Annotated in this window: 21 protein-coding genes; 8 read left to right on the top strand and 13 right to left on the bottom strand. The window is 57.4% G+C overall.

What is annotated here, in order from left to right:
- The first annotated feature begins 6 nt into the window (after positions 1 to 6).
- Together mgrA and ASB66_RS13530 are read left to right on the top strand one after the other, a co-directional pair.
- Positions 7 to 1,038 (top strand): L-glyceraldehyde 3-phosphate reductase, encoded by a 1,032-nt coding sequence (gene mgrA / locus ASB66_RS13535; RefSeq protein ID WP_060717803.1) that lies wholly within the window; start codon positions 7 to 9, stop codon positions 1,036 to 1,038.
- 58 nt (positions 1,039 to 1,096) lie between these two features.
- The gene (locus ASB66_RS13530) at positions 1,097 to 2,713 is read left to right on the top strand and encodes a glycoside hydrolase family 43 protein (protein ID WP_060717802.1); all 1,617 of its coding nucleotides are present in this window, start codon (positions 1,097 to 1,099) and stop codon (positions 2,711 to 2,713) included.
- Here the strand turns inward: ASB66_RS13530 and ASB66_RS13525 are convergent.
- The 4 genes from ASB66_RS13525 to msrP all read right to left on the bottom strand — a co-directional run bounded on the left by ASB66_RS13525 (position 2,698) and on the right by msrP (position 8,133).
- Positions 2,698 to 4,572 (bottom strand): O-linked N-acetylglucosamine transferase, SPINDLY family protein, encoded by a 1,875-nt coding sequence (locus ASB66_RS13525; protein ID WP_060717801.1) that lies wholly within the window; start codon positions 4,570 to 4,572, stop codon positions 2,698 to 2,700. The genes ASB66_RS13530 and ASB66_RS13525 overlap by 16 nt on opposite strands.
- Positions 4,569 to 6,473: an O-linked N-acetylglucosamine transferase, SPINDLY family protein gene (locus ASB66_RS13520; protein ID WP_060717800.1), complete on the bottom strand. Its 1,905-nt coding sequence runs from the start codon at positions 6,471 to 6,473 to the stop codon at positions 4,569 to 4,571. Before ASB66_RS13520 ends, ASB66_RS13525 begins: the two co-directional genes overlap by 4 nt.
- A 62-nt stretch (positions 6,474 to 6,535) precedes the next feature.
- Complete coding sequence (gene msrQ, locus ASB66_RS13515) at positions 6,536 to 7,183, bottom strand: protein-methionine-sulfoxide reductase heme-binding subunit MsrQ (RefSeq protein ID WP_060717799.1); 648 nt, start codon at positions 7,181 to 7,183, stop codon at positions 6,536 to 6,538.
- A gap of 2 nt (positions 7,184 to 7,185) precedes the next feature.
- A complete protein-coding gene (gene msrP, locus ASB66_RS13510; protein WP_060717798.1) occupies positions 7,186 to 8,133 on the bottom strand; it encodes a protein-methionine-sulfoxide reductase catalytic subunit MsrP in 948 nt (315 codons plus the stop codon).
- Positions 8,134 to 8,389: 256 nt separating this feature from the next.
- Between msrP and ilvD the strand changes: the two genes are divergently transcribed.
- Complete coding sequence (ilvD, locus tag ASB66_RS13505) at positions 8,390 to 10,225, top strand: dihydroxy-acid dehydratase (protein ID WP_060717797.1); 1,836 nt, start codon at positions 8,390 to 8,392, stop codon at positions 10,223 to 10,225.
- Positions 10,226 to 10,293: 68 nt separating this feature from the next.
- Here ilvD and ASB66_RS13500 read toward each other — a convergent pair whose 3' ends face one another.
- The 6 genes from ASB66_RS13500 to rpe all read right to left on the bottom strand — a co-directional run bounded on the left by ASB66_RS13500 (position 10,294) and on the right by rpe (position 16,406).
- Positions 10,294 to 11,286 (bottom strand): Lnb N-terminal periplasmic domain-containing protein, encoded by a 993-nt coding sequence (locus ASB66_RS13500; protein WP_234613963.1) that lies wholly within the window; start codon positions 11,284 to 11,286, stop codon positions 10,294 to 10,296.
- A 182-nt stretch (positions 11,287 to 11,468) separates the two neighbouring features.
- Complete coding sequence (locus ASB66_RS13495) at positions 11,469 to 12,101, bottom strand: LysE family translocator (protein ID WP_060717795.1); 633 nt, start codon at positions 12,099 to 12,101, stop codon at positions 11,469 to 11,471.
- A 190-nt stretch (positions 12,102 to 12,291) separates the two neighbouring features.
- Positions 12,292 to 13,440 carry an IS4 family transposase gene (locus ASB66_RS13490; RefSeq protein ID WP_060717794.1) on the bottom strand — a complete coding sequence of 383 codons (1,149 nt, stop codon included), beginning with the start codon at positions 13,438 to 13,440 and terminating at the stop codon, positions 12,292 to 12,294.
- Positions 13,441 to 13,609: 169 nt separating this feature from the next.
- Positions 13,610 to 14,911, bottom strand: a complete 1,302-nt coding sequence (purB, locus tag ASB66_RS13485; protein WP_060715475.1) for an adenylosuccinate lyase — start codon at positions 14,909 to 14,911, stop codon at positions 13,610 to 13,612.
- A gap of 89 nt (positions 14,912 to 15,000) precedes the next feature.
- Positions 15,001 to 15,732 (bottom strand): DUF2259 domain-containing protein, encoded by a 732-nt coding sequence (locus ASB66_RS13480; protein WP_147274039.1) that lies wholly within the window; start codon positions 15,730 to 15,732, stop codon positions 15,001 to 15,003.
- Positions 15,729 to 16,406, bottom strand: coding sequence for a ribulose-phosphate 3-epimerase (gene rpe, locus ASB66_RS13475; RefSeq protein WP_060715477.1), 678 nt, complete (start codon positions 16,404 to 16,406; stop codon positions 15,729 to 15,731). The genes ASB66_RS13480 and rpe overlap by 4 nt, the downstream gene beginning before the upstream one ends.
- A 193-nt stretch (positions 16,407 to 16,599) precedes the next feature.
- Here rpe and ASB66_RS13470 point away from each other — a divergent pair, with 193 nt between their 5' ends.
- The gene (locus ASB66_RS13470; RefSeq protein WP_060715478.1) at positions 16,600 to 17,361 is read left to right on the top strand and encodes an SDR family NAD(P)-dependent oxidoreductase; all 762 of its coding nucleotides are present in this window, start codon (positions 16,600 to 16,602) and stop codon (positions 17,359 to 17,361) included.
- A gap of 10 nt (positions 17,362 to 17,371) precedes the next feature.
- Here the strand turns inward: ASB66_RS13470 and ASB66_RS13465 are convergent, their stop codons facing one another.
- Positions 17,372 to 18,457, bottom strand: coding sequence for a branched-chain amino acid ABC transporter substrate-binding protein (locus ASB66_RS13465; protein WP_060715976.1), 1,086 nt, complete (start codon positions 18,455 to 18,457; stop codon positions 17,372 to 17,374).
- 203 nt (positions 18,458 to 18,660) lie between these two features.
- Between ASB66_RS13465 and ASB66_RS13460 the strand changes: the two genes are divergently transcribed.
- The 4 genes from ASB66_RS13460 to ASB66_RS13445 all read left to right on the top strand — a co-directional run bounded on the left by ASB66_RS13460 (position 18,661) and on the right by ASB66_RS13445 (position 22,390).
- Positions 18,661 to 19,110, top strand: a complete 450-nt coding sequence (locus tag ASB66_RS13460) for a flavin reductase family protein (protein ID WP_060715479.1) — start codon at positions 18,661 to 18,663, stop codon at positions 19,108 to 19,110.
- A 24-nt stretch (positions 19,111 to 19,134) separates the two neighbouring features.
- Positions 19,135 to 19,479 carry a TfoX/Sxy family protein gene (locus ASB66_RS13455; protein ID WP_060715480.1) on the top strand — a complete coding sequence of 115 codons (345 nt, stop codon included), beginning with the start codon at positions 19,135 to 19,137 and terminating at the stop codon, positions 19,477 to 19,479.
- A 539-nt stretch (positions 19,480 to 20,018) separates the two neighbouring features.
- The gene (locus ASB66_RS13450; RefSeq protein WP_060715481.1) at positions 20,019 to 21,539 is read left to right on the top strand and encodes a tyrosinase family protein; all 1,521 of its coding nucleotides are present in this window, start codon (positions 20,019 to 20,021) and stop codon (positions 21,537 to 21,539) included.
- Positions 21,540 to 21,574: 35 nt separating this feature from the next.
- Complete coding sequence (locus ASB66_RS13445; protein WP_158544214.1) at positions 21,575 to 22,390, top strand: copper chaperone; 816 nt, start codon at positions 21,575 to 21,577, stop codon at positions 22,388 to 22,390.
- Here ASB66_RS13445 and ASB66_RS13440 read toward each other — a convergent pair.
- Both ASB66_RS13440 and ASB66_RS13435 read right to left on the bottom strand, forming a co-directional pair.
- Positions 22,382 to 22,786, bottom strand: a complete 405-nt coding sequence (locus tag ASB66_RS13440; RefSeq protein ID WP_060715483.1) for an NUDIX domain-containing protein — start codon at positions 22,784 to 22,786, stop codon at positions 22,382 to 22,384. The genes ASB66_RS13445 and ASB66_RS13440 overlap by 9 nt on opposite strands.
- Before the next feature lies 1 nt (position 22,787).
- Positions 22,788 to 24,362, bottom strand: a complete 1,575-nt coding sequence (locus ASB66_RS13435) for a DEAD/DEAH box helicase (protein WP_114386603.1) — start codon at positions 24,360 to 24,362, stop codon at positions 22,788 to 22,790.
- Positions 24,363 to 24,369: the final 7 nt, after the last annotated feature.

Genomic DNA, 24,369 nt, shown 5'->3' with positions numbered 1-24,369 from the left:
CGTAACATGACCTGGCAACCGGCTGACGACCGCTACGAGCGGATGACCTATAATCGTTGCGGCAAGAGCGGACTTAAATTGCCGGCGATCTCGCTTGGTCTCTGGCATAATTTTGGCGATGACACGCCGCACCAGATAAAGCGGGACATGTGCCGCCGCGCCTTTGATCTTGGCATCACCCATTTCGATCTTGCCAACAATTACGGCCCTCTGCCGGGCGCTGCCGAACTGGCCTTCGGCGAAATCCTCAAGACCGATTTTCATGGGTTTCGTGACGAGCTGATCGTCTCGTCCAAGGCGGGCTACAATATGTGGCCCGGTCCTTACGGCGAATGGGGCAGCCGCAAATATCTGATCTCATCCTGCGACCAGAGCCTGAAGCGTATGGGTCTGGACTATGTGGATATTTTCTATTCGCACCGTTTCGACCCTGATACACCGCTGGAAGAAACCTGCGGCGCTCTCGACCATATCGTCCGTTCGGGCCGGGCGCTGTATGTTGGGATTTCCTCGTATAATTCGCAGCGAACCCGCGAAGCGGTCGAGATTATGAAGGGCCTCGGTACGCCGCTGCTGATCCACCAGCCGAGCTATTCGATGCTCAATCGCTGGGTGGAGGATGACAAGCTGCTCGATACGCTTGAGGATGTCGGCATGGGCTCCATCGTGTTTTCACCACTGGCGCAGGGCATGCTGACCACCAAATATCTTCAGGGCATTCCCGAGGATAGCCGTGCCGCTCAGAATCACTTCCTGAAGCGCGAGTTCATCCGCCCTGAGATCATCGACAATATCCGCAAGCTGAACGCGATTGCCGAAAAGCGCGGCCAGACACTGGCGCAGATGGCGATTTCCTGGGTGCTGCGCGGTGGTCGTGTGACCTCTGCCCTGATCGGCGCCAGCCGGGTTTCGCAAATCGAGGATTGCGTCAAGGCGCTCGACACGCCTGATTTTACCGAGGCGGAACTGGCCGAGATCAATGTCTATGCCAAGGAAGCCGATATCAATCTCTGGGCGAAATCCGCCGAGCGCGATTGATTGATCCGACCCTCCTTGCTGGTGACGGCGAGGAGGTTTTTCTCGTGGAGGAGGAAGCATGATCGTCAACCCAATCCTGCCGGGCTTCAACCCGGACCCGTCCATCTGCCGGGTGGGGGAGGATTATTATATCGCCACCTCTACCTTCGAATGGTATCCGGGCGTGCAGATCCACCATTCCCGCGATCTGATCAATTGGACACTGATCCGCCGCCCGTTGGAGCGCCAAAGCCAGTTGGACATGCGCGGCAATCCCGATAGCTGCGGCATCTGGGCGCCGTGCCTGTCCTATGCCGATGGGCTGTTCTGGCTGGTCTATACCGATGTGAAGCGCCTCGATGGTAGCTTCAAGGATGCCCCCAATTACATTGTGACCTCGCCGAGCATCGAGGGTGAATGGTCCGATCCTGTCTATGTTAATGCGTCAGGCTTTGACCCTTCACTGTTTCACGATGACGATGGCCGCAAATGGTTCGTCAACATGCAATGGAACCACCGGCTTGAGGCTTTCAATACCATCGGCCCGCATCCGGCCTTCGACGGCATCCTGTTGCAGGAATGGGACCCGGTGGCAAAAACGCTCACAGGTCCGGTGCGCAATATCTATCCCGGAACCGAACTTGGACTGGTCGAGGGACCGCATCTGTTCAAGCGAAATGGCTGGTACTATCTGACCGTTGCCGAAGGTGGCACAGGCTATGACCATGCGGTCACCATGGCGCGGTCGCGCACTATCGAAGGCCCTTATGAGACCCATCCTGACCGGCATCTGATCACCTCCAAAGATGATTCCAAGGCAGAACTGCAAAAGGCTGGCCACGGGCAATATGTGGAAACGCCTGACGGGCAGGCCTATCACACCCATTTATGCGGCCGCCCGCTGGCGCCCTATCGCCGTTGCACGCTGGGGCGTGAGACATCCTTGCAAAAATGCGTCTGGAAGGAAGACTGGCTCTATCTGGCCCATGGCGGTCCGGTGCCTGCGGTCAATGTGAAGCCGCCTTTACCGGCAGAGCGTTTGGAAAAGCCCGCGATCATCGACTACCGTTTTGATCCTTCCGGCCTGCCGATGGATTTTCAATGGCTGCGGACGCCGGAGCCGGAGCGGATTTTCAGCCTTACGGCGCTGCCCGGCTTTCTGCGGCTTTATGGCCGGCAAAGCATTGGTAGCTGGTTTGAGCAAGCGCTTGTCGCCCGTCGCCAGCAGCATCACTCCTTCCGGGCGCAGACCCGGATCAGTTTTGCGCCGCAGACCTATCAGCAGGCGGCGGGCCTGACCCATTATTATAACCGCTACAAGTTTTACGCCCTGACCGTCACCTGGCACGAGACTTTGGGCCGGACGCTGACAATCCTGTCTTGCCCCGGTGACTATCCAGACGGCAAACTGGTCTTTCCCATCGATGCCGGATTGTCTCTGCCGGATGGCGATATCGATCTGGCGCTGGAGGTGACGAATAACGATCTGCAATTCTTCTGGCGTACAGCCGGGGACGGTTCCGGCGAGGCATGGCAGACGGTTGGCCCGATTCTCGACGCAGGCGTCATTTCCGATGAGGGCGGGCGCGGCTTTGACGCCTCCTTCACGGGCGCCTTTACCGGCCTGTTCGCCTTCGATCTGACGGGGCAGGCGAGATCGGCCGATTTCGAGGGTTTCGTCTACGAAGCGCGTTGAAAACTGCCGTTATCACGGGGCAGGGCCACGACATCGAAATGATCCGGTGCAAGGCCCGCCTTGGCGCGGTCTGCCATGGTGACATAAGCAGCCTCCAGATGGCGGCAAAACCGCGTCGCATCGAACAAGGGCGCTATGAACCGTTGTTCGGCGATATGCGCCTTCAACCGGGCAATCCTGGGAGGATCATTGATCAACGCCGTGGCAAGCTCGACGAAATCGTCTTCGTCCCGCGCCACCAATTCATCAAGACCGATGGCTTTCAACAGGCTTTCCGAAACGCGAGACGCGAAATTAGTTCCCCGCTTGGTTATAACGGGCAAGCCTGACCACAGCATATCCGAGGTGGTGGTGTGGCCGTTATAGGGAAAACTGTCGATGGCAAAATCGGCAGCCTTTGCGCGGGCGATGTGGTTTTCATACAGCATTTTCGGAGCAAACAGCAGTTGCGATTGCTTGACACCAAGCGATTTGAAGAAGGCGGCGGTGGATTGGCGCGCGCTATGGCCATCGACCATCATCCAGAGCAGGGCCTTTGGATTGGCCTTGAGGATGCGCGCCCAGAGCCGCAAGGTTTCCGGTGTGTTTTTCGATTGGCTGTTGAAGGCACCGATTACCACCCTGTCCGCGGGCAGGCCGAGCGCCATGCGGGATGAGGCGGGCGGGAAGGGACGATGAAACGGATCGTTCGGCTGATAGCTGTCCGGCATTCGGCAGAATTTCTCATGATAATGAGGCTTGGCACTATCAGGTAGCACGACATGATCGCCAATGACGTAATCGCAATCGACATCGCAACAACTGCCGGGAAAGCCGAGCCACGCGACATGAACCGGTGCAAGAGGCCGGTTCATCAGCCCGGAGCGGCTGTCGCGTGTATGGCCTTTCAGATCGACCATGATGTCGATCTGAAAGGCCTGGATCGTTGCTTCTGCCTCATCGTCAGTCTGGTCGGCAATCGAGGTGATCGCCCCCCATTGCTGACGGCCGCCCTTATCGATCTCGACGAGGTGGTGAGGCGTATGGCAAAACAGAAAAATCTCGAACCGGCTGGCATCGTGGCTGGTCAACACGCTGCGCAACAAACGCATCGTGGCGTGATCATCCCAGAAATCACCGGAAAGATAGCCTATCCGCAGCTTTTCGCCCCAGACGTGCGGCAGATTGCGCCGTGTCGTCTGGGATGCCGCTGTCATCGCCTGTGTCATCGTATAGTAACGGGCGCGCCTGTTCAGGCTTTCATCCGCCAGCCACATCAGATTGGCATGGGGCGATTCCATTGCGAGAAAATCCACATTACCAGCCGCAATATCGCGATGCAGCAGAGCCTCCTCGGCTGTCAGGATGTCGTAATTGCATTGCATCCGGGCAATCTGCACCAGCGCCATGCGCACTTTCGGCAGGTCCGGACGCAATTGCCGCAGCCTTGTATAAATCGGTAGGCAAAGCGGATGATGGATGTCATTGCCGACAGACAGGGCAGCAAGCACCAGATCATCAATATCATTGCTTGTCCCCAGCGTGGCGATCAGGGCGTCTTTTGCCGCGTGGGACAGTGGAACAGTTCCAGATTTCAGCACCACATAGGCAGCGTCCACAGTCGCGGGGCCAAGTGCGAGGCTGTTTAAAGCAAGAGCGACGGCTTTCTCTTGCTGCATGGCGGCCAGATAGAGACGCGCCGCATGGCCAAGAAAGCCCGCCTGAGCTGACGGATCGACTAATGCGGTAGAAGTGCCGAGATCGGCAAAGGCTTGTGCAGCATCAATGATCTTGCCAGTCGCTTCCAGATTTTTTGCTGTACGAATCCGAAGATCGAGATCCGATGGTTGCGAACCCGTCTCATCCATCAGCACTGTCATGATGTCTGTCTTTCTGGTGTCATGGGGACATCGAAATGGTCCGGCGGCAATCCCGCTTTGGCGCGTTCCGCCATCATTTCGTAGGAGGTCTCCAGGTGGCGGCAAAAGCGCGTTGCATCAAACAACGGCGTCTTGAAGCGTTGATCGACCAAATGGTGTTTCAGGGCGCGCAGCTTTTCCGGGTCGTTGATGAGGTCAGTTGCCAGCACCACGAAATCCTGTTCGTCCCTTGCCACCAGTTGCGGCAGACCGATAGCGTTCAGCAGGCTTTCCGACACGCGGGACGCAAAATTACGGCCTTGCATGGTCAGCACCGGCAGCCCGGCCCACAGCATGTCCGAGGTCGTTGTGTGACCATTGCAGGGGAACGTGTCGATGGCCAAATCAGCCGCCTGCGCCCGGGCCAGATGCGCCGCATAGGCCATTTTCGGCGCAAACAGCAATTGCGATTGCTTGACGCCCAGCGTCTTGAAATGGGCAGCGGTTGCCTGACGCGCACCATTCCCGTCGATCATCAGCCAGAGCAATGCCTTGGGATTGGCCTTGAGCACCTCGGCCCAAAGCCGCATGGTGAGCAGCGAGTTCTTGCGCTGGCTGTTGAAGGCGCCAATCACCACGCGGTCAGCCGGAAGGCCAAGCGCCATGCGGCTGGCGGCATCGGCCAGCGGACGGTAGATGGGGTCGTTCGGCTGGTAGCATTCTGGCAGGCGGCAGAATTTCTCATGGTAATGGCGCTTTGAACTGTCGGGCAGCACAAACCGGTCGCCAATCGCATAATCGCAATCGATCTCGATACAGGTGCCGGGAAAGCCCAGCCATTGAACATGCACTGGCGCCAGCGGCCTGTTCATCAGGGCAGAGCGACTGCCGCGCGTATGGCCCTTCAGATCGACAAGAATGTCGATGTTGTGCGCCCTGATCGTCGCCTCGGCCTGGTCATCGCTCATATCGGTGATCGAAACGATTCGGCCCCATTGCTGACGCCCGCCATTGTCATAGGCCAGAAACTGGTCTGGCGTGTAGCAAAACAGCGTCACATCGAAGCGCGCCGCATCGTGAGCGGTCAGCACCGAGCGCAGCAGCCGCATGGTGGCGTGATCGTCCCAGTAATCACAGCTCAGATAGCCGATTCGGAGCTTTTCGCCCCAGCTATGTGGCTGGCTATGCCGCAAGGCCTGCATGGCCGGAGTGACGGGCGGGAAGCCCCTGATCATCGAGGCCAGACGGTTCAGCCGCTCATCGTCTTCCCACATCAGGCTGGCATGTGGCGGCTCCTGGGTGAGGCATGCGATCTCGCCACGTGCCAGCTTTTGCCGCAGCAGCGGCTCTTCTTCCACCAAAACCGGATAATGGCATTGTTCACGCGCCACCCGCAGCAGCAGCATCAGCACGTTATCGTCTTGAGGTCTAAGACGGCGCAATTTCTGCAACACAGTCAGCGTCAGCGGATTGCGACTGTCTGCCGACAGAATTTCACCGGCCTTTTGCCAATGCTCCGGCCTATCGCTGGCGACCAAGGTGGAGAGCAACCCATTCATGCGCTCCGGCGGGTAGACCGCATCTGTCCCCAGCGCCAGAAAGGCGGCATGGGCGCGCAATCGCGATCCCTCCGGCTCCGGCATACGGCTTGCGGCAAACTCGAAAGCTTCGACCGCACCCTCCACCGAACCCAGTTTCAGCAGGATTTCCCCAAGCAGGCCAGGCGCATCGGGGCCAGGATGGCTGGCAACCAGGCCGGAGACTGCCTCCAATGCCGCCTGATACTGGCCACTGTCATAAAGGCGTTTCGCCTCCTGGAGGGGGTGGGCAACATTCAACACGGTATTCTGGTCTCCCTGCATGGCCGAAAACCGATGCGAGAGTCCGGCAGGTTCCAAGTAAACCCGCCAGACCCCAGACATTCACGTTTCCGTTTGTCTTCTCGGGAAAATCCTAGGAAGTCTGGCTTGCCTGAGCCTAAACCTTAAGCAGTCCGGGTTGCCGCCTTAGCGAGCGCCGCCTTTTTGCGCTTCGCCGCCATCAGCCTTGGACGCACCAGACGATAACCAAGCAACAGGATAACGATGCCGGTATAAATGGCTGGCTCCAGCGTGAAGGACTTGCGCGACAGGACGAAATGCAAAAGCCCCGCTGCCAATATGATGTAGCTCGCCTTATGCAGCGTATTCCAGCGGCTGCCGAGCTTGCGGATCGACCAGCGATTAGAGGTCAGCGCCAGCGGAATGAGCAGGATGAGACCCAACATGCCGAGCATGATATAGGGCCGTTTCAGGATGTCCCCGAGAATGGACGAGAGAATCAGGCCCCTGTCCAGCGTCAGATAGACGGCAAAATGGGCCAGCACATAGTAGAACACCAAAAGGCCCAGCGCCCGGCGATAGGCGATGAAATTGTATTTTGCCAGATCACGCAGCGGCGTGATCGCCAGCCCCAGACAGAGGAAACGCAAGGCCCAGAGCCCGAGGCGATGCTCGAATTCGCGTACCGGATCGGCACCGAGATCGCCGAAAATGCCGAGATAGAAGGCGTAGAGGCCCGGCATGAGGCCAAAGGCATAGAGCGCCCAGATGGAGAGCGATTTTTGCCGTGCGGAGAGACTGAAAGAGGCCATGATCAGAAATTCTTGGTCAGGTCCATGCCAGCGTAAAGGCTGGCGACCTGTTCCCCGTAACCGTTGAAGGGCAGGGTATCCTTGCGTGAGCCGCCGAACAGGCCACCACCTTCACCGATGCGCCGCTCTGTCGCCTGGCTCCAGCGGGGATGATCGACCTTGGGGTTCACATTGGCATAGAAGCCATATTCATTGGCGGCCAGAATGTTCCAGGTGCAGGGCGGTTGCTTTTCCGTCAGCGTGATCTTGACGATGGATTTAATGCCCTTGAAGCCGTATTTCCACGGCACGACCAGCCGCAAAGGCGCACCGTTCTGGTTCGGCAGCGTTTCTCCGTAAAGACCGGTTGCGAGGATGGTCAGCGGATGACGCGCTTCATCCAGTCGCAGGCCATCGACATAGGGCCAGTTGATTGACTGGAAGAAACCGCTCTGGCCCGGCATTTCTTCCGGCCGCACCACGGTTTCAAAGGCAACATACTTGGCGCTGGCCAGCGGCTCGACCCGGTCCAGAAGCGCCGACAGCGGAAAACCATCCCAGGGAATGACCATGGACCAGGCCTCAACGCAGCGCATGCGGTAGATCCGCTCTTCCATGGTGAAGGACTTCATGATGTCTTCGATGGCGATCTTCTGCGGCTTGGAAACCAGACCTCCAACCTCCACCGTCCAGGGGGTTGGTTTGAATTTACCGGAATTGGTTGCGGGATCGGATTTGTCCGTGCCGAATTCGTAGAAATTATTATAGGTGGTGACGTCTTTTTTCGGCGTCAGCTTTTCATCCACCTTATAATCCGACGGCTTGGCAGTCAGGGGCGCGGCCAGCACATCGCCAGCCGCCGCCAGCGCCAAGGTTCCCGCCGCGCCACCAATCAGGCTGCGGCGTGACAGGTAGATGCCCTGCGGTGTAATCTCGGATGCGGGGATATGCGGTGGGCGAAACGCGGCCATGTTAATCTGCTCCCTGTCGATTATGATTGGTCTACGATTGAATACGGCAAATAGATCGAAAAAGTTACAAGGACAGAACGATTTGATGAGAAGTTAACTTCACAATCTTGTGCGCCGCTGCCGCGTCACTCATTCAGCTTTCCGCGAGCGTACCGTTTTCGACCATGCTGATAGTGACACAAAGGCCCGACTACCGTAGATAAATTGGAAAATTCGATGCGTTTCCGGCGCAATAAATAGTATTGAGGTGACACCCATGCCAGCCTATCGCTCAAGAACCACGACCCATGGCCGCAACATGGCAGGCGCACGCGGCCTTTGGCGCGCTACCGGTATGAAGGATGGCGATTTCGGCAAGCCGATTATTGCCGTGGTCAACTCCTTCACGCAATTCGTGCCCGGCCACGTGCACCTGAAGGATCTCGGCCAGCTCGTGGCTCGCGAAATCGAAGCCGCTGGCGGCGTTGCCAAGGAATTCAACACAATTGCCGTGGATGATGGCATCGCCATGGGCCATGATGGCATGCTCTATTCGCTGCCATCGCGTGAAATCATCGCCGATAGCGTCGAATATATGGTCAATGCCCATTGCGCCGATGCCATGGTCTGCATTTCCAACTGCGATAAGATCACCCCCGGCATGCTAATGGCATCCTTGCGCCTGAACATTCCAACCGTGTTCGTGTCCGGCGGCCCAATGGAAGCGGGCAAGGTCGTCATGCACGGCAAGAAGGTCGCGCTAGACCTCGTGGATGCTATGGTTGCAGCCGCTGATGATAAGATTTCCGATGAAGACGTGGCGACCATCGAGCGTTCGGCCTGTCCAACCTGTGGCTCATGCTCGGGCATGTTCACCGCCAATTCCATGAACTGTCTCACGGAAGCGCTGGGCCTGTCACTGCCCGGCAATGGCTCCACGCTGGCCACCCACTCCGACCGCAAGCGGTTATTTGTAGAAGCTGGCCACCTGATCGTTGATATCACACGCCGCTACTATGAGCAGGACGACGAAAACGTGCTGCCGCGCAACATCGCCTCCAAACAGGCGTTTGAAAACGCCATGGCGCTGGATATTGCCATGGGCGGTTCCACCAACACCGTTCTGCATATTCTGGCTGCCGCCTATGAGGGTGAGATTGATTTCAATCTTGATGATATCGACCAGTTGTCGCGCCGCGTGCCGTGCCTCTCCAAGGTCGCGCCTGCCAAGCAGGATGTGCATATGGAAGATGTACACCGTGCAGGTGGCATCATGCGCATTCTCGGCGAGCTGGATCGCGGTGGCTTGATCAACCGCGACTGCCCAACCGTTCATGCGCCAACGCTGGGCGATGCCATCGACCGCTGGGACATTACCCGCACCACGTCCGAGAGTGTACGCGAGTTCTTCCGCGCCGCCCCTGGTGGTGTACCGACGCAGGTGGCGTTTTCGCAATCGTCCCGTTGGGATGAGCTGGACATGGACCGCGAAAATGGCGTTATCCGCTCGGTTGAAAAGCCATTCTCCAAGGATGGCGGTCTGGCTGTTTTGAAGGGCAATATCGCCTTGGATGGCTGCATCGTCAAAACCGCTGGTGTCGATGAAAGCATCCTGAAATTCACCGGCCCGGCCAAGGTCTATGAAAGCCAGGATTCGGCGGTAAAAGCCATTCTCAGCAATGAGGTCGTGGCAGGCGATGTCGTGGTCATCCGCTACGAAGGACCGAAGGGCGGCCCTGGCATGCAGGAAATGCTGTACCCGACCAGCTACCTGAAATCCAAGGGCCTCGGCAAGGTCTGCGCCCTGATCACCGACGGTCGCTTCTCCGGCGGCACATCGGGCCTGTCCATCGGCCACGTCTCGCCAGAAGCTGCCAATGGCGGCACCATCGGCCTGGTGCGCAACGGCGACACGATCGCCATCGACATCCCTAATCGCACCATCGAACTGATGCTGTCCGAAGGGGAACTCGCCGCCCGCCGCGTCTCACAGGATGCCGCTGGCTGGAAGCCTGCGGAGCACCGCAAGCGCAAGGTGACGACCGCGCTGAAGGCCTATGCGGCTTTTGCGACGTCGGCTGATTTGGGCGCTGTGCGGAAACTGCCTGAGTAAAGACTGAAGTGATTTGTCATCAAGCCTCTTTCCGTTATTCGGAAAGAGGCTTTTTTATTGGAAGTGGCCTACTGCCTGATCACACCGGAATAATCAGTCGGTGAATTCCCCGCAGCCTGCGCTTTGGCACTGATGGCGGCGCGGGCGCGCAATTCCGGTTCCGGCAGTTTCCAGAGCGAGGCTCCATGCTCTGCAAGATAGCCGGGCAGGTAGCCCGACAGCAAAACGCGGTAATCCGTTGGAATGCCGGGCTCAATCTGGCGAGCAAGATCAAACACCACTGTCGTGCAATTGGTGGTGATTGTGTCGTAGAATTTGGGCTGTTTGGCAAGCTGATCTGCCGAGTTCACGTAATTTAAAAACAAGGCTCTCATCGCCTGTTTGGGAATATCCAGCGGGTAAAGATAGGTGTCTTCCTTGCGCATATTGGTGCGAAGATAGAGAATGTCACGCTCATCGGCGGCGAGAAAAGCCAGTTCATAGGTTTTGAAAAAGCCTGCAATCGATGAATAGGATTCGGTCTTCTCTCGGCGCGTTTCCACCGAAAATACCACGCGCTGACCATCCTCAAACCCGAAACTGATCAGCGTATGGGCAATGGCATCCATGCCCCAATAGGACAGGACCATATCGGCCTCATTCAGCTTGTTGAGATCATATTGCCGCGTCTCCCATTTGGCATCGGCAACCGTGTCGCTTGTCCAGTTAAAGTTTCGCACATTCTGGAGCGTCACAATGTTGTTCTCAACGCTCCCGGTGACAGTTCTCGACACATCCGTCGCCCAATCGCGATCAAGACTCGGTTTGATCGAGTGCCACCAGATACCGACGACGACCAGGCTCAGCACAAAAAGGCAGACCGATGCGAGCAGTGACTTTCGACCAATTGAGATGATGGCGAGGATAAAAATCAGCCAAAGCCCAACAGCCGCTCCACGAACATATTCCGGTCCGGGAATACGATACCAGAGCGCCAGAGCAATCCAGCCTGTGGCAACGAGTGCTGCCAGAACCAGAAGAGAAAGCAGGATCACACTGATAAAACGAAGAAGAAGTTTCATGCCGCATTCCATTTTTCCACGGCGCTTATCCGCGTACATGACTGATAATGGTCAAGAATATAGCGAGTAAGTACGGTTTAACAATGATCAGCGGGAGGATGAATGGGCGGGATGCAAGTCGTAAAGGAACGGTGTTTCTAGAGTCCGTTTGGTTCAGAATGCATCAACGGACCTTGCCAATTTCAGTTTCTCGTGCCCAGAGCCAAGCGGCAGGCCAAACCAGTAAAGACCGTCGCAAGAAGATATTGAGGCAGTTTTGGAAAGCGACGCACTGATGAAAGATGGCTGCGTATCCGGCTGCCGAGGAGGATGACCACGCCATTCACGAACATTCCGATGACATTCAAGACTGTGGCAAGCAACAGCATTTGCATGAGCAGGGAGCCTCGTTCCGGATTTACGAATTGCGGAAACAGGGCAAGAACGAAAAGCGCCATTTTGGGATTGAGAAGATTAGTCGCAAGACCTTCTGTAAAAATGCGTTTGCCAGAGAGGCGCTTGAGTGACGATTGAGGAGAGAAGGCTGCTCCTTGTGACCGTATCGTCTTATAGGCAAGGTAAAGCAAATAGATGCAGCCTGCCCAACGCACGATCTCATAGGCAACGGGAACAGTGAGGAAAAGTTGCGATAGTCCAAGGGCAGCAGCCGTTGCGTGACAATAGCAGCCAAAAGCAATGCCCGCATATGTTAGAAATCCAGCCGACCGGCCTTGGCTAACACTGCGCGAGGCAATGAGCAACATATCCGGGCCGGGAGTTGCTGTGAGAACCAATGAGGCCGCGGCAAAAAGCATGAATGTAGAAAAATCCGGCATAATATTCCCTCGATATAGTGGAGCCGGAATTCTTGATTATCATCCACGACGTTGAATGCAATCCGTTTTCGAGGTTAAGGCCTCAATCACCTTACAGGTCATGCTCCGCCGTGCGCCGAGCCGCTGATAACGTCGAAATGCTATCGAAGGTGTCACCCTCAAGATAAGCCCACTGCTGTCCGGTTTAAATTCACGCCCACTGGAACGCCAACTGGTTTGGGCTTTTGGGTTTGTTGGGCGGCTTGGTCAGAAGGCGGTCTGTGCGTCTGCGATGCATGAGGTTGACGCGGAACAGTCGTGCGAAGGCGAGCGGGCTTGGCACGGTCTTCTGATCGGCCTGCGCCAATCGCAGGAGCAGGTAGGCGATGAGGGCAACCGCGATCTGGATGCGAACGGCGTTCTCTGACGTGCCAAGGAAATGGCGGATCTTCAGCGTCTGCTTGACCCAGCGAAAGAACAGTTCGATCGCCCAGCGGCGCTTGTAGAGGTCGGCGATCTCCTGCGCCGGTGCGTCGAGATCATTGGACAGGATGCGCAGCACCTTTCCTGTCTCGGTCCTGACGGTAATCTCGCGAATCGGATCGCTGAACGGGTTCTTGCGGTTGGCGGCCTGGCGTGCAGGCAGAAGGCCGATGCGGTCGGACAGAACAGGGCCGTCTTCTGCAACCGTCTGCTCGCGCGTCACGGAAAGCGGCGTATGGGATTTGAACCGGGTCACAATCCGGCATCCGGCCTTGTCCATCTTGGCCCACCAGCCGAAATCATAGTAGCCGAGATCGAAGACATAAGTTGCACCCGGCTCGATCGGCATGGCCTTGGCGGCGGTGATGTCATTGATATTGGCAGGTGTGACGGCCGCATAGATGGGCTGCTCGGCGTCCGCATCATAGACAATGTGAACCTTGGCTCCACAGGCATGGTCGGAGAACCGCGCCCACTGCGATCCAGCACCGCTGAGCCTGACCCCTGTTGCATCAATCAGATAAGTCGCCTCGCCAACTGCCCGACGCAAGCCGCGCCCCGCCATGGCCGCCATCTGCGCAAACAGTCCGGCAAAGACAGCACTCGCACGCAAACGATTGGCATCGGCGAGCGTCGAGCGTGACACGGGCTTGGCACCGACATGATAGAGCCGCGCCGAATGGCTTTCCAGGCCACCGACGATCTCACGCAGGCTCACCGCTCCCGCCAGTTGCCCATAGAGCAGGGCGACGAACTGGCTTTTGGTCGATAGCCGGCGGATATGCTTGTCAGCACCATGTTCATCCACAAGCCGCTCGAACGACGCCCAGGGAATACGCTTCAAAAGATCATGGAAAACGCTATTCTCGTGCCGCACGGTGCTGCTCCTCTTTCGTGTCCGAGATCGTCGCCAAACGCTCGAATACGAGTAGAATCAACACCGTGCGCCATGTCCACAAAATTTAAACCGGACAGTAGTGAGATAAGCCTGAGGGTGACATGATCCAAAATAATCCCATTAAAATTCAGCGCTGTTCAGATGTCTTTCACCCAAAAACCCGCTTGAAAATCGTGTCGACATGCTTGGTGTGATAGCCGAGGTCAAACTTCTCACGGATCTGCTCTTCGCTCAACGCGGCACGAACCTCGGCATCTCCAAGCAATTCCTCCAGGAAGTCCTTGCCCTGTTCCCAGACCTTCATGGCATTGCGCTGCACGAGGCGGTAGCTGTCTTCGCGGGAAACACCAGCTTGGGTGAGCGCCAGCAGCACGCGCTGGCTCATCACGAGGCCGCGGAATTTGTTCATGTTCTTCAACATGTTTTCCGGGTAGATCACCAGCTTTTCAACAACGCCAGCCAAACGGTTCAGGGCGAAATCGAGCGTGATGGTGGTGTCGGGGCCGATTGTCCGTTCCACGCTGGAGTGGCTGATGTCGCGCTCGTGCCAAAGGGCGACGTTTTCCATGGCAGGCACAACCGACATGCGCACGAGGCGGGCGAGGCCGGTGAGGTTTTCTGTCAGTACCGGATTGCGCTTGTGCGGCATGGCAGACGAGCCCTTCTGGCCCGGAGAGAAGAACTCTTCGGCTTCCAGCACCTCGGTGCGCTGCATGTGGCGGATCTCAATCGCGACGTTTTCAATTGACGAGGCAATCACGCCCAATGTGGCGAAGAACATGGCGTGGCGGTCGCGCGGGATGACCTGCGTGGAAACCGGCTCCGGTACGAGTCCGAGCTTTTCGCAGACGTGCTCTTCCACGCTGGGGTCGATGTTGGCAAAGGTGCCAACAGCACCGGAGATGGCGCCCGTGGCAATTTCAGCGCGGGCATTGACGAGACGGGCGCGGTTGCGCTCCATTTCGGCGTAGAACCGGGCAAAGGTCAGGCCCATGGTGGTGGGTTCGGCGTGGATGCCGTGGCTGCGGCCAATGCGCACCGAATCCTTGTGCTCAAAGGCGCGGGTTTTCAGCGCGGCCAGCACGCGGTCCATATCAGCAAGCAACAGATCGGCAGCGCGGACCAGCTGAATGTTGAAGGTGGTATCCAGCACGTCGGACGAGGTCATGCCCTGATGCACGAACCGGCTGTCGGGGCCGATAAACTCTGCCAGATGAGTGAGGAAAGCGATGACATCATGCTTGGTGACGGCTTCGATCTCGTCGATGCGGGCTACGTTGAATTCGGCAGCGCCGCCCTTTTCCCAGATGGTTTTGGCGGCGTCCTTAGGGATCACACCCAGCTCGGCCAGCGCGTCGCAGGCATGGGCCTCGATCTCGAACCAGATGCGGAATTTGGTTTCGGGCGACCAGATGGCGACCATTTCTGGCCGGGAATAACGCGGGATCATCGGCTTGATCTTTCTTGCATGAATAACCTATGCCGCCCCATAGCAAACATGGCAGCCGATCTCAACGGCAACGGCGCGAAAGGATGGTGTCAGGGCTTGATCGGTACCGCCAGCCAGCGTCCGTCAGAGCCTTCGGAGGAGGGGTTCATCACCAGGACCAGGGCGATCTGCACCACATTGCCACCGGGAACCTGATAGGTGACGACGCCACCCAGCCGGTAGCCGGTCGGACAACGGCGGCTGGCGGGTACGTGGCCGTCTTCATAGACGACCTTGTCCTGCTTGGCGCCGTTGATTTGCGTCATCTTCAGGCGAAAGCCCTTGATGGTCTGTACCTGGTCCTTGCAGGCGGCAGGCGCGCCTTCGTCCAGCTCTTCCAGCGTCAGTGTATTTGGCTCGCCCACCGTCGGCTGTGAGGCGTGAACGCGGTAGCTGAGCACATGCGGATCAATGCCGATCTCGCTTAGGGGATTGAAGGCAACCACTTCACCGGGATGATCCAGCAGGCCTCGGTCCTGAACAGTTTTTGCCACCTGATCCATGCTCTGCTTGCGGATCGCGGCCATGCTGGCCTTGTCGTCATCGCCGCGCAGGCGCACCGGCGTATCCGGCAGGAAAGTATTATTGTTGAGATCTATGGCAAAAATATTCGAATAAGGCGTGTTGACGCCGCTCTGCACGCCATATTCCTCAAAGGCGAAGACGGAACCGTCAGCAGAAAAACCGATGGGGCGAACGGCGGCGATATCGCCTGCCGCAGCGGGCAGGGCGGCAAGGCTGCCCACGGCAACCATGGCTGCGGAAAGCCAGTTTAGTTTCAAGACCTGCCTCCTTCAGCGGCATGGCGCAATGCCGTCACCGTTTCGCGGTAGGCATCGACACCCTGGCCCTTGTAGATCGCAGATCCTGCCACCAGCACATTGGCACCGGCCTTTGTGGCAATTGGCGCCGTTTCCACGGTGATGCCGCCATCGACTTCCAGCGCAATCGGCCTCTCGCCAATCAGCGCCCGCGCCTGGGCGATCTTGTCCGCCGCAGAAGGAATGAAGCTCTGCCCGCCAAAACCGGGATTGACACTCATGATCAGGATCAGATCCACATCATCGATGACGTTTTCCAGCATGGAGACCGGCGTGGCCGGATTGATCGATACACCAGCTTTCTTGCCCAGGGCGCGAATGGTTTGCAAGGAGCGATGCAGATGCGGCCCGGCTTCGGCATGGACGGTGATGTAATCACATCCGGCATCGGCAAAGGCGGCCAGAAACGGATCGGCAGGGGCAATCATCAGGTGGCAATCGAATACCGCTTTGGTATGGGGCCGTAACGCCTTGATAACAGCCGGGCCGAAAGAGATATTCGGCACGAAATGGCCATCCATCACATCGAGATGAATCCAGTCGGCGCCCGCCTCCACAACATCGGCAACTTCAGCCCCCAGCCGGGAAAAATTGGCGGCGAGGATCGAAGGGGCGATCAGCAGCGGAGGTGTCATTTATTTCGTTCTTTCGATATAGCGGGTGTCGTGCCGCTCATAGCATTCCCGCATTAGCGCGACAACCTTTCCTGTGGCCCAGATTGCGAAAGTCGGTTGATTTTACAGCCGCTTTGCGGGCGATCATGATCCGGCCTTGGACAGGTGCGATAGCCGGGTTATGAATGCTTGGAGATGACCTATGGGAGGAAATATGGGCAGGTTTGTGATCATCACCGGCGGCAGCACGGGCATAGGGCGCCAGCTGGTCCAGGCTTTTGCCGGTCTGGGCGACACGGTGGCCTTCAGCTATCTTGGCGACGATACACCGGCCAAAAGCCTGGTGTTCCTGATGGAGCAACAGGGCCGCAACGTGCTGGCCCTTTCCGCCGATGTCGGCGACGGAGACGCCGTCGATCAGTTCTTCAATCAGGCCTGCGCCTGGGCCAAGGCAAGCCCGGCTGTTCTCATCAACAATGCCGGTGTGCAGACCTGGTCCAGCCTGCTGGATCTCTCTGAAAAAGACTGGAACCGGGTGATCCGCACCAACCTAACCGGCACGTTTCTCAACACCAAAGCGGCTGCAAGCCGGATGGTTGCAACTGGTAACGGTGGCGCCATCGTCAATATTGGCTCGGGCTGCAATAAGCTCGCCTTCCCAAACCTGGTTGATTATACCGCCTCCAAGGGCGGGGTGGAGCAATTCACCAAGGTAGCCGCGGTGGAATTGGGGCCGCATGGCATCCGGGTCAATTGTATCGCGCCCGGTGCCATTGCCACGGAACGAACCTATGAGGAAGCACCTGACTATGGCGAAGTCTGGGGCAAGGTCACGCCGTTGCGCCGTGTGGGGACACCGCAGGATATCGCCGGCCCCGTGCTCTATCTCGCCAGTGACGCGGCGGCCTTTGTGACCGGTCAGACGCTCTGGGTCGATGGCGGGTTGTTTACACGGCCAGTCTGGCCTTACGAATAGCCGCTGGCCGTTATTCGCTAAGCGGACGGGGCGGCTGGAAACTACCGTCACGCCATTCCTGCAATTGAAACGGATTGTCGCTGAGTTCGTGGCCGTCGGTAAAGGACAGCGAGCCGATGACGGTCTCAGCCTTGGTCTTGCTGATGGCCTCAGCCAACGACGGTTCGTTTAATGCCGCCGCCGCATGCAAAAACTGGACGCTGGCAAAAGCGGGCAGGGCATAACCATCCGCTGCGCTGCCCTGTGTTCGTAGCGCATCAACCGCCTTCTGTGCGCTCGGCATTCTGGCATAATCCGGCGTTATCACGGCCAATACCCCGTCTTGCAATGGAACGGGCCGATCTACCGCCCTCATTGCCTCACCGCCCATAAGCGTCAGGGGGATATTCTCGGCTTTGGCATCGCGGGCGATGATCGAGACGTCGCTACGGTCACCGCCGATGAAGACATTGGTCGCGCCCGTCTTCTTCAAGCGCCGCACCAGGGCAATCTGTTGCTCCTGAGCCGGGCGGTAAGTATCGGTGAAAACCGGCTTCATGCCGCGCTGTTCCAGCGACACGCGGATGGCTTCCACCAGTTCACGGCTGCGGATTGTGCCGTCATCGAGAAGCGCAAAGGCCGTTCCTGCCCATTGGCTGACGATCACATCCACCAGCTTTTCGCTTTCCGCTTTGGTGCTGGGTGCCAGCCGGAAGAGTGGCCATTGGTTCTTCAAGGCATCTTCCATAACAGTGGGCCAGCGCACCGAAAGCGTCACGGACGGAATACCGGCCGGGCCAAGCTTGGCCAGCAAACCATCCAGGCTTTCGCTGCACAAAAAGCCGATCGCCGCATCGGCCTTTGCCGCTACAAGCTTGTCAGCAATCGCCGGGCCGGTGCCCGTGGCGCATGGCTCGTCGATTACCGCCAGCGTATCGCCGCTTTGCTTTGCCGCAGCTTCCGCCCCAGCCCGTATCTGCTGACCAAGAACAGCATAAGGCCCACCCTGCGGCGCAACCAGGCCGATGGTAAGGGCAAACGCACCCGGCGCTGTGAGCGCATAGCCCAGGGCGAAAAGCAGTGGAAAAAGGCGCAATGTCATTTCAACCCGGATCATCATGAATTTTCAGTTACCTTAGCGACACAGCAACAGCAAGGGAATGAAAATGTCTTGGTCGCCGCCGTAAGATGCTGTCGGAGCATGATGGTTTCGTAAAACCGCTTCACACTTTTACGCATCATGCACTATAGCCATTCTTGACAAGCAAATAGGCAAGGAGTGCAGGCGTGGCTATCAATCCTTTGGACTATCGTGAAGCGATGAGCCGCTACGCAGGCCATGTGCAGATCGTCACCACGGAATTTCAAGGTGTTGCCAGAGGCACGACCATCACTGCCGCATGCTCGGTTTCCGATCAGCCACCGATGGTGCTGGCCTGCATCAACAATCAGAATGAAGGCAACAAGCCGTTCTTCGAAAGTGATTGTTTTGCCCTGAACACGCTCGCCGCTCATCATCAGGACCTGGCTGGAGCTTTCGCTGGCTTCGGCAAGCTGTCGAGCGAAGAGCGCTTCGCGCTTGGTAGCTGGGAGCAGATGATTACTGGCGCACCGCTGCTGGCCGATGCCATCGCCGCTTATGATTGCCGGGTGGTGGACAGGAAAATCACGGCCACGCACACTGTCCTGTTCGGCGAAGTGGTGGGGCTGAAGCTTGGTGAAAAAGCTGCAACGCTTCTTTACCTGCAAAGAGGTTTTCACACCGTCTAATAGGCCAGATCATGGACCCAAATCATGGACAATGCCGACATTGAAGAGATGTTTCAATCGCTGGGTCCGGTCAGTATCCGGCGCATGTTCGGTGGCAAGGGTATCTACCACCAGGGCATAATCTTCGCGCTTTATCTGTTTGACGAGATCATGCTGAAAGCCGACGCGCAGACGGCATCAGAGTTTGCCGCCGCTGGCGCCCGGCAATGGGTCTATCAACGGCCCGGCAAGAAGCCTGTCGCCATGCCCTATTGGTCTGTGCCGGAAGACGCGTTTGATGATCCCGACGAAATGGCGCGCTGGGCAAGGCTGGCCTATGAGGCTGGTATCCGGACACAAAAGCCTTCACCCCCAAAGCGCCGCAAGTGAGCTTCGGCGCGGCAACAGCCGCTTAAAACGACACGGACGCAGTAGCCAGGAGACTGGTGCTCGCGCAATCGCTTCGCCACGAAAAAGCACCCAAAAAAGGTCTCTTCAAGAGTGCTGGGCAACTTGACGGTTATTTAAATCAATAGTAGCAATTTTATAACATTCAATCAAAAGACACATTTAACCGCATCAGGATTTACTCGATAGTTCTCTGAAATCTAAGAGGTTTTGAGAGCAAAATCATTCAATGTTTTCACTCACCAAAGTTTTGTTAGGGAAAATCGAGCTCGAGTTTCCCAAAATTCAACGGACAACCTGAAGACCAAAGCATCATGATGATGCTGATTTCCGACGATGTGCCAACGGATCTATATTCAAAGGACGGGGCATTCTCTACGGATTCATAAGTGTAAGCCATTCGGCTGAAGCCTTTTCCTCACCAATCGAAGACCTCACCTCCCTCTAAGGGCGGGATCTTGGGGGGCGAAGCTTTGGCCTAGTTTCTGATCGTTTTTTCATCAAATATCCTGGGGGATAATATGGTTTACGTTCGTAAAAGTGTATGGGCGAATGGCGGCGATTTCAGCGATCCAATTCTCTATTGGTACGCCAAGGGTGTCGGCAAGCTGCGACAAAAGGCGTTGGCCGATAACACCAGCTGGAATTTCATGGCTGCGATCCACGGGATTGATATCGATGATCCCGATAGTCTCTGGACGACATATGGATATTACACGGCTGGAGAGCCCTTGCCGTCCCAAGCGGACCAGGATCTCTATTGGAACCAATGCCAACACGGCAGCTGGTATTTCCTACCCTGGCATCGCGGTTATATCTGGTCGATTGAAGCGCTTGTGCGGGCGCAGATCGTGGCTATGGGAGGGCCAGCGGACTGGGCCATGCCCTATTGGAACTACAGCGATACGACCAATCCCAAGGCACGGATGATGCCACCTGCCTTCGCGCAGGAAGAGTTTGAAGGTGGCCCTAATCCACTCTACATCAAGCAGCGCTACGGCTCAGGAACGCCACCGATCATCGTGCCTGTCGAGGATGTGAGCCTGGAGGCACTGGAGTGGCCTATTTTCACGGGTGTGTCCTCAGGCGGCAGCCCCGGATTTGGTGGCGTCAAGACGGGCTTTTCCCACGATAGCGACACATTCGGCCTGTTGGAACACATGCCACACAATGTGGTCCATATTGCTATCGGTGGCGACAATCCTGAAGATTCGAAGCTACAGGGCCTGATGGCCGTCCCCGACACGGCGGGACTTGATCCGATTTTCTGGCTGCATCATGCCAATATCGACCGGCTTTGGGCGCAATGGAATGCCGCATCCCCATTGCACAAAAACCCTGTCGATCCGGCCTGGCTGGACGGACCTCAGGATCGTAAATTCGTCGTGCCGAACCCGGATGGAACGCCGTATTACTACAAGCCCTCTGATATGCTGGAGACCACAAGCCCGAAACTGGATTATACCTATGACCAGTTCGTTGTAGCTCAAGCCCCCGTTCTGGCGGCGGCTGTCGCAACAGGAGGAAAAGCGGTGACGGAACCCAAGGCTGCCGAACTGGTCGGGGCGAATGCGGATGTTCTTGCCCTGTCCGGTGAAAAAACGTCATCGGCGGTCCATCTGGACGATGCCTCCTCAGCGCTATTTACTGCACCAAAGACGTTGGCTTTGGGGTTGCGCAGTGGCGATGCCCCGCATGACAGGTATTTCCTCAATCTGGAAAACATTCGTGCACAACAGGATGGCTTCGTGATCGATGTCTATCTCAATCTGCCCGATGATGCCGATCATGCGCACCGTCTGGACCTTCGTGCAGGCTCTGTCGGCCTATTCGGCGTTCGCAATGCGTCGAAAACCGACAGCTCCCATGGCGGACGGGGTGTGACGCAGGTTCTTGACATCACCAAACTCCTATCCGGCTTAATCCATAGCGGCAATATCACCAAGAGCGGTTTGAGCGTCCATCTCGTTCCCCGTAAGGCTCTGCGAGAGGGCGCGAAGGTAACTGTCGAACGCATCAGCCTTTACCGTCAGCCGGGCTAAGCGGCATGGCTCCCACTCTGTCTCGGATCAGGGCCGTGGTCTCCTTGTTGAAGGAGCCGCCATGGCCCACCTTGCTTACCTTCAGCCTTACCGGCTGGCTTGCCATGGCTTTCACAAGCCATGGCAATGATGCTCTGGATCTTTGCATTTCGGCCTCTGGCGCTCTTCTTGACCGGGGCTGGCGTGCCTTCCAGGTGCAAATATGGATGATGTCCGTGACCGGCGTTGCCTTGTCTCTGATGATCATGCTGATCGCAATGATGTCATTAATTTTGCGGGACCCGATCATGCATATCTGGAACCGTAGCCTCAAGAGGCGGCGAGTACGCTCGTTGGGCATGTTCTTTGTCAGTTATTGCGGTCTATGGGCTGTTTGCGCACCACTGCTTGTGGTCCTCGGCATGCTGCTGCGGGTGGCTGCAAGCCTAGTCGATCTGCCAGTCCTGCTGCTGGCATTGGGCCTCGTCGGCTTCTGGCAAATCACACCCTGGAAACAACGTATCTTGAACCAGTGTCACTGGACGCCGCGATTGAGCGCTTTTGGCTGGTCCGCAGATCGTGATTGCCTGCGCTACGGCCTGCGTGAGGGCGGACTTTGTGTTGGTACCTGCTGGGCGCTGATGGTGTTACCATTCGCCGTGCATGACTACCACCTTCTGTTTATGGCTGCCGCATCGGCGATCATGGTCTCGGAGAGGCTCCGCCCCGGACGTCCAGCTCGCTGGACTATAGCAGGGCCAGCAGGCCTTGTGTATCAAGGAGCGCTTAAGAGGTTACGCCCCACAACCAACACTGTTCCAGGATTCTTTGATGGTTGCGATCAGTCACGGCACGCGGAAAAATCAGCGTAGAAACGGCAGTATAGCCTTGGTGAAGGCCGATAAAGGCTGCGGCAGGTGATCGAGATCGAACCAGCCGAAATCCGATAGCTTGTCGGGTTCGGTCAAGGTCGCTTCGCCTGAGATGTCGCTGGTCTTATAGAGAAGAGAAACCCAGTGCTGACGGTCGGCTGCGATGATTTGTTCGCTGACGCTGACAAATTCCACGGAGCCGATGGTCAGCCCGGTTTCTTCTTCGGCTTCACGCCGCGCTGCGTGCTCCGCAGGCTCAAGCACATCGACCTTGCCGCCGACAATATTCCAGAAACCGGCTTCGGGCGGGCGGATTCGCTTGTAAAGCAAAAGCTTGCCATCTCTGAGGATGGCAAGGCCAACGCCGACACCCGGGAAATCAATTCCGGGCAGCATGTCAGGCTTTGGCGTTGGCAACGATCAGCATGAAAGCAGGAATATCATCGCCGAAGCCAACAGGGGTCGGGCCGTCATCGTGATCGCGGTAATGCTGGCGGCGGCGTTCGCGCTGGTCATCATTGGCCGGGTTGGGTGCCTGGCTATTGCGATAATCGCGGTTGCCCTGGCTTGGCCGTCTGTCTGTCTTGCGCTCTTGCTTCACGCTATCCACCTTGGTTGCGACGACTTCTACAGCCGCTTCGGTGCTAATCTGCTCTTCTGTCGTGTCAGGCTTGTGACTGCTGCGATGTTCACGATCACCGTCACGCGCGCCGTCTCTGGAGCGCTCCCGGCCACGGCCCCGTTCACTACCGCTTCTGTCACTTCCGCTCTTGTCACGAGCATTCTTGCCGCCACGGCCACGGCGCTCATCACGATCACCTTCTGCCATGGGCGGCAGCGCCGCGACGTCGCCGTCCAGCCATTCTGGCTTTTCGCCGATCAGTTTTTCAATCGCGTCGAGATATTTCGCGTCTGACTTGGTCACGAGCGTAAATGCACGACCGGAGCGCCCAGCGCGGCCGGTACGGCCGATGCGGTGGACATAGTCTTCCGCATGGATCGGCACGTCGAAATTGAACACATGGCTAACATCGGGAATATCAAGGCCACGGGCCGCAACGTCGGAAGCGACCAAAAGCGTAATCTGATTGTCCTTGAAACCTGCCAGCATGTTGGTGCGCGAACGCTGGTCCATGTCGCCATGCAGGGCGCCGACCGAGAAACCATGCCGCTCAAGCGAACGGAACAGATCGGCCACATCCTTCTTCCTGTTACAGAAGATGATGGCGTTCTTCAGATCGTCTTGGGCGCGGATGATGTCGCGCAGGGTGGAGCGCTTTTCATAATCCTTGTTCTGGCAGGCAACCAGCCGCTGCGTCACGGTCTTGGCGGTCGAAGATGGCGGAGCCACCTCGATGCGTTCCGGGTTTTGCAGGAACTTGTCGGCCAGCTTCTGGATTTCCGGCGGCATGGTAGCCGAGAAGAACAGCGTCTGACGGGTAAAGGGAATGAGCTTGGCGATACGCTCGATATCGGGAATGAAGCCCATGTCCAGCATACGGTCGGCTTCGTCGATAACGAGGATTTCCACGCCGGTCATCAGCAGCTTGCCGCGCTCGCAATGGTCCAGCAGGCGGCCAGGCGTGCAGATCAGCACATCGGCGCCACGCTCCAGTTTGCGGTCCTGTTCATCGAACGAAACGCCGCCGATCAGCAGGGCAATGTTGAGCTTATGATTCTTGCCGTATTTTTCGAAATTCTCGGCCACCTGGGCTGCAAGTTCGCGCGTCGGCTCCATAATCAGCGTGCGCGGCATGCGGGCGCGGGCGCGGCCTTTTTCGAGCAATGTCAGCATCGGCAGTACGAAGGACGCCGTCTTGCCTGTACCCGTCTGGGCAATGCCGCAAATGTCGCGGCGCATCAGGGCCGGCGGAATGGCGCCAGCCTGGATCGGTGTCGGCACGGTGTAGCCGGCATCAGTTACAGCGGAAAGAACTTTTTGGCTCAGGCCAAGGTCAGCGAATGTGGTCAAAGGGAAA

Source organism: Gillisella vitis (assembly GCF_001541345.2).
GTDB classification, from domain to species: domain Bacteria; phylum Pseudomonadota; class Alphaproteobacteria; order Rhizobiales; family Rhizobiaceae; genus Allorhizobium; species Allorhizobium vitis.
The sequence above is the reverse complement of the archived record's forward strand: the minus strand, read 5'-3'. Positions and strand labels throughout refer to the sequence as shown.

Bases quoted from the DNA above. Each gene is read 5' to 3' on its own strand.
- ASB66_RS13500 (WP_234613963.1), bottom strand. From the start codon at position 11,286: ATGAAACTTCTTCTTCGTTTTATCAGTGTGATCCTGCTTTCTCTTCTG.
- ASB66_RS13465 (WP_060715976.1), bottom strand. From the start codon at position 18,457: ATGATCCGGGTTGAAATGACATTGCGCCTTTTTCCACTGCTTTTCGCC.
- ilvD (WP_060717797.1), top strand. From the start codon at position 8,390: ATGCCAGCCTATCGCTCAAGAACCACGACCCATGGCCGCAACATGGCA.
- ASB66_RS13460 (WP_060715479.1), top strand. From the start codon at position 18,661: ATGAGCCGCTACGCAGGCCATGTGCAGATCGTCACCACGGAATTTCAA.
- msrQ (WP_060717799.1), bottom strand. From the start codon at position 7,183: ATGGCCTCTTTCAGTCTCTCCGCACGGCAAAAATCGCTCTCCATCTGG.
- ASB66_RS13525 (WP_060717801.1), bottom strand. From the start codon at position 4,572: ATGACAGTGCTGATGGATGAGACGGGTTCGCAACCATCGGATCTCGAT.
- purB (WP_060715475.1), bottom strand. From the start codon at position 14,911: ATGATCCCGCGTTATTCCCGGCCAGAAATGGTCGCCATCTGGTCGCCC.
- ASB66_RS13455 (WP_060715480.1), top strand. From the start codon at position 19,135: ATGGACAATGCCGACATTGAAGAGATGTTTCAATCGCTGGGTCCGGTC.
- ASB66_RS13440 (WP_060715483.1), bottom strand. From the start codon at position 22,786: ATGCTGCCCGGAATTGATTTCCCGGGTGTCGGCGTTGGCCTTGCCATC.
- ASB66_RS13530 (WP_060717802.1), top strand. From the start codon at position 1,097: ATGATCGTCAACCCAATCCTGCCGGGCTTCAACCCGGACCCGTCCATC.
- ASB66_RS13495 (WP_060717795.1), bottom strand. From the start codon at position 12,101: ATGCCGGATTTTTCTACATTCATGCTTTTTGCCGCGGCCTCATTGGTT.
- msrP (WP_060717798.1), bottom strand. From the start codon at position 8,133: ATGGCCGCGTTTCGCCCACCGCATATCCCCGCATCCGAGATTACACCG.
- ASB66_RS13520 (WP_060717800.1), bottom strand. From the start codon at position 6,473: ATGTCTGGGGTCTGGCGGGTTTACTTGGAACCTGCCGGACTCTCGCAT.
- rpe (WP_060715477.1), bottom strand. From the start codon at position 16,406: ATGACACCTCCGCTGCTGATCGCCCCTTCGATCCTCGCCGCCAATTTT.
- ASB66_RS13470 (WP_060715478.1), top strand. From the start codon at position 16,600: ATGGGCAGGTTTGTGATCATCACCGGCGGCAGCACGGGCATAGGGCGC.
- mgrA (WP_060717803.1), top strand. From the start codon at position 7: ATGACCTGGCAACCGGCTGACGACCGCTACGAGCGGATGACCTATAAT.
- ASB66_RS13450 (WP_060715481.1), top strand. From the start codon at position 20,019: ATGGTTTACGTTCGTAAAAGTGTATGGGCGAATGGCGGCGATTTCAGC.